This is a genomic window from Microcoleus sp. S13_C5 (genome assembly GCF_036700845.1).
Taxonomy (GTDB): Bacteria; Cyanobacteriota; Cyanobacteriia; order Cyanobacteriales; family Microcoleaceae; genus Microcoleus.
Genome location: NZ_JAUBPR010000232.1, coordinates 1 through 3,967 on the forward strand (window position 1 = coordinate 1; position 3,967 = coordinate 3,967).

General features: G+C 43.3%; 3 protein-coding genes. All 3 read right to left on the bottom strand.

From position 1 onward, the window contains the following. Nucleotides 1-83 precede the first annotated feature (83 nt). A complete protein-coding gene (locus QUA04_RS28960) occupies nucleotides 84-302 on the bottom strand; it encodes a hypothetical protein (RefSeq protein ID WP_333264048.1) in 219 nt (72 codons plus the stop codon). A gap of 222 nt (nucleotides 303-524) precedes the next feature. Continuing rightward, complete coding sequence (locus QUA04_RS28965) at nucleotides 525-1,556, bottom strand: PleD family two-component system response regulator (protein WP_333264053.1); 1,032 nt, start codon at nucleotides 1,554-1,556, stop codon at nucleotides 525-527. Continuing rightward, the coding region (locus QUA04_RS28970) for a PAS domain-containing protein (protein ID WP_333264056.1) at nucleotides 1,549-3,967 on the bottom strand (2,419 nt) is incomplete at its 5' end. The genes QUA04_RS28970 and QUA04_RS28965, both read right to left, overlap by 8 nt.

Below are 3,967 nucleotides of genomic sequence, written 5' to 3' on the forward strand. Positions count from 1 at the left end.
TATACTGATGATCGGTAAAAAAGTCATGGTGGGGTTCATGAGTATTTATACTCATCGCAAAAGTGACACGCTCCCAATCAATGTCAGCTCCACCCCTGACTTATATTTAACTCGACTTTTTTATGATCCTTGCCCCGCGTAAGCTTGTAGTATCGTTCCCAAAACTGTCCGGAGTATTGATCTAAACCATTATTCACCAATGACAAAAAGTCTTTTACCTCTGCTGAAGAAGGATATTTAGCGCCATCCCAAATTAATGCTATCTTTTTACCAACTTTTTTTGCCTCTTTTTGACCAGCCAAATCCACAATCTTGAAACTCTTCAAATCCTAATTAATCAATAAGTTGAGGATACCTGCAATTATTGTATCAATCCTAAAGGTGGTAGTTGGAGCGAACCTACGTAAAAAACATTTGAGTTGTGACCACCACAGTTCAATGGAGTAAAAATCTGGGAGTTTGGGGATAAACACCTAAATCAATTTATCTGGTAAGCAAGTTGATTTGAACTCAAAGCCTAATAATTAAAAAGTTTTTACAATTGAGCGGTTTCTCCCCTGCTCTTTAGCTTCATATAATGCTTTATCAGCCCCAGCAATCAAGATTGAGGGGTCAGAGGTGTGCTGTGGAACTACACTGAAAATGCCCAGACTCAAGGTGACGTATTTATTAACAGCAGATTGAGCGTGAGCAATTTTAAGATTTAGCACTTCATGCCGCATCGCCTCAGCAACTTTTAGCGCTCCTTCAGCTTTTGTATTAGGTAGAATTACAGCGAATTCTTCGCCTCCGTAACGAGCCAATAAATCTGCCGGACGCTTAATAGCACGGCTAATCATTTGAGCCACTTGCTGTAGACAGGAATCCCCGGCTAAATGACCATAAGTATCATTGTATTTTTTGAAATAATCAATATCACTTAAAATCAAAGATAAGGGTAATTGCTCTCGTGCCATCCGTTGCCACTCTTTATTGAGAAATTCATTGAACTGGCGACGATTAGCGACTCCTGTTAAGCTATCTAAAGAGGCAAGACGCTGTAGCTCGAGATTAGCTTCAACCAAAGCAGATTCAGCTTGTTTACGAGTCTTAATTTCCTGTTGTAGAAATGCATTTTGCTCGGCGATTTTCTGTGCTTGATTCTGAAGTTGGAGATACAGATTGCGGATAAGTAGTTGGTTTTTAACGCGAGCTAAAACTTCGGCTGCTTGAAAGGGTTTAATGATATAATCTACCCCGCCAACCTCAAAGGCTTTTACTTTATCAAATACATCATCAAGAGCGCTGATAAAAATTACTGGAATCTGCGCTGTTTGTGAGTGAGCTTTTAGCAAGGAGCAAACTTCATAGCCATCCATTTCTGGCATCAAGATGTCAAGTAAAATTAGAGCGGGGGGAGCATTTTGGGCAACTTTTAAAGCTAGCTGACCGTTAATTACTTTCCGGACTTGATATCCAGACTCGGCAAGGATAGCGGACAAAACTCGGAGGTTGTCTGGATGATCGTCAACGACGAGGATGTCCCCAAAGAAAGCGGGTACTTGATGGCTATTCATTACTAGATGCTCGGATTAAATCAAAGAGTATATCTAAGCGAAAGTTATTAACCAAATCTGTCAGGGTGTGTGCTAAACTTGCCTCGCTTTCGGGAATTTGGTCGATTAGCTGCAATATTAACTCGTCGTTGGCACAAAGCACCTCTTGTCGGAACTGTGCTATCCACTCAGAAGGCATGACGTTTAGATCCTCTGGTGTTAAGTTTCTCGGTGTTGCTGGCTGGGGTGAGCTATGCGACAAATCCTCTTGATAAAGATAACGGACTCCTAAGTGTTGAGCCATCTTGTCAAATAGCACCGACTCTCGAAAAGGCTTATGTATAAAGTCATCGCAGCCTGCTGTCATAATCTTGGCTCGATCTTCTTCAAAAGCGCTAGCAGTTAAAGCAATAATTTTTGTTGCGTTAGTAGGTGATGAGTTGGCAGGTAAGTTGATATTTTCTCCAGCTACTGCACTTTGCTGTTCCAAAGCTTTTATTTCTCTAGTTGCTTCGTAGCCGTCCATGACGGGCATTCGCATATCCATCCAGATTAGGTGCGGTTTCCAAGTTGACCACAAAGCGATCGCTTCTTGACCGTTAACCGCTTCTCGCACTTCCAATCCTAACGGTTCGAGTATTTTTAAGAGCAACTGACGGTTCTCTTCGACATCCTCAACAACTAGAATGCGGTACACAGGTTGATTTGGCTCTAATCCAATAACTTCCTGGGTAATTAATAAACTCTTCTCATCAAGTTCAGCAACCTCGCTCGCGACGATATCGAATGTGAAAATTGTTCCCTGACCGAGTTGACTGCTGGCCCCAATCTCTCCTCCCATCATCTCTACGAATTGTTGGCTGATAGTTAAACCCAACCCCGTTCCTTGCATCGATTTGCGGCCTGCTTCTGTTTGGACGAAGGGATCGAATAAAGTTTTAATTTCATTGGGAGCAATGCCGGGCCCAGTGTCTTCAATTTCAAACAACAAATAGGTTTTAGAGCTGAGGTTTTGGAGGTCAGCTTTTTCTGATATCCAGCCCTTTTTTACTCGTAATGCGACGTGACCGGAGGCAGTAAATTTTATCGCATTTCCCAACAGGTTAATTAAAACCTGACGCAATTTATTTTCGTCAGTTTGCACGTAGTGGGGAACATTTGATGCCCGTTCAAAAGTTAGCTGCAAGCCTTTGGAAATCGCTTTGAGTTTGAGCATCTGTTCTAAATCATCAAGGAGCTGATACAGGTCAAAGCGATTTTCGTTGAGTTTTGTCTGACCCGCTTCAATTTTGGCCATTGACAAAATATCGTTGATTAAATTAAGCAAATGTTCGCCACTGCGATTAATGATTTTTAGCTGGTCTTTTTGCTCGGCAGAAAGCGAACTACTGCGAACCATCACTTGGCTAAAACCGAGAATGGCATTAAGGGGAGTACGCAGTTCGTGGCTCATGTTGGACAGGAAGCGGCTTTTGGCGATGGATGCAGCTTGGGCGGCTTGGAGGGCTTTTTGCAAGGCTGCTTCTGCCTTTCTACGCTCGCTCACATCTATGGCATGACCTACGGCACGAATTGCTTGTCCGTTGGCATCTCGCGCGATCGTGCCGTAATCTGACAGGTAAACGTAGTGACCGCCTCGATGGCGAAGTCGGTATTCGATCGCGTAATAAATTTGAGTTGGATTGCTAAATGCTTCGGCTAGCTGCTGAGAAACGTTCGGTAAATCTTCTGGGTGAATGTGTTCGTTCCACCACTCGAACTTAGCTTCAGCTTCTTCAGGATGGTATCCAACGGCATCAAACAGTCCTTGCGTTCGCAAAACAGTATTTTGTTGGAAATCCCAGTCGTAAATAAATCCTTTTACTGCTGATGCTGCTAGTTGAAAACGCTCGTTGCTTTGTTGCAGCGCTTGCTCCATTTGCTTGCGATCGCTAATATCGAAAGCTAAACCCTGAAGCACTTGAGTCTTTCCGTTTGCGGCAAGGACGAGATTGCCTCGATCTCTGACCCAAACCGTTCTGCCATTGCGAGTTATCATGCGATATTCGACGCTCAATGGCTCTCCCGTAGAAATCGTATTGCTTACGGCTTGCCAAACGCGATCGCGATCTTCTGGATGTACGTAGTCCGCCCAACTATTAAACAAGCCAGCAGGCCACTCTTCTTGAGGAACTTCCAGCAATTGTTGCAGTTGCGGGCTGATATAACCTTCCTCGGTATTTGCTTCAATCGGAGAGATATATACAACTCCGGGAATTTGTTCGATTAAGGTGCGATATTTATGCTCGGCCTGTTTGAGCTTTTCTTCTGCAAGTTTGCGATCGGTAATGTCTAATATCACCCCATGCCAAACTTTAGCAGGGTAAGCGCATCTAATTTGGTCTTTTAAAATACAGATTATTTGGTCCAAAGATGAGAGAGCAATATTTTTA